The organism is Psychrobacter sp. I-STPA6b, from assembly GCF_020662265.1.
Lineage (GTDB): Bacteria > Pseudomonadota > Gammaproteobacteria > Pseudomonadales > Moraxellaceae > Psychrobacter.
The window spans coordinates 1-519 of the sequence record NZ_VEWM01000086.1 but is presented as its reverse complement, the minus strand read 5'-3'; the positions used below and the strand labels follow the sequence as shown (position 1 = coordinate 519).

1 protein-coding gene and 1 pseudogene are annotated in these 519 nt (G+C 52.4%); both read right to left on the bottom strand.

Annotated elements, in window-relative coordinates; translation table 11 throughout:
• Positions 1-215 (bottom strand): molybdopterin cofactor-binding domain-containing protein (locus FHK88_RS14390; protein WP_319800167.1); only part of this gene is annotated, 215 nt, incomplete at its 3' end.
• 75 nt (positions 216-290) lie between these two features.
• Positions 291-519 (bottom strand): annotated as a pseudogene (locus tag FHK88_RS14385) (molybdopterin cofactor-binding domain-containing protein); the annotation flags it as partial.

The window sequence follows — 519 nt, the reverse complement described above, 5'->3', positions numbered from 1 at the left end:
CCACCATGGTTCAGATGGATACTGCCATCGGTATAAATATGCACCAGTGCCCCGGCTTGGTTTAGGGTTTGCACCGTAAAGGAGATACCAAATTTGACGGGGGTTAGCGCAATGCCGCGACGCTTATCATTACCTGTCGCTGCCGCTTGCTGATTGGCCTCGATGATAGCTTGGCGACGCTGGTCATAATCGCAGTCCTCCGCTAGCGTCGTCATAATCGTTGCTAAATCGAAATGCTCAATCGGCTGACCGTAATGGGTACTTTGCCCATTTTGATACAGGTTATTGAGGCGCACTTGCAGCGGGTCTTGACCTAAGGTATAGGCGATGTGGTCCATCATATACTCGGCGGTCATGAGTCCCTGCGGACCACCAAAACCGCGATACGCGGTGTTCGATACCGTATGGGTCTTGCAGCGGTGCCCCGCAATGTGCGCTGCCGGATAATAGTAGCCATTGTCACAGTGAAACATTGCCCTATCGACAATAGCATCGGATAAATCTGGCGCATAGCCGCAC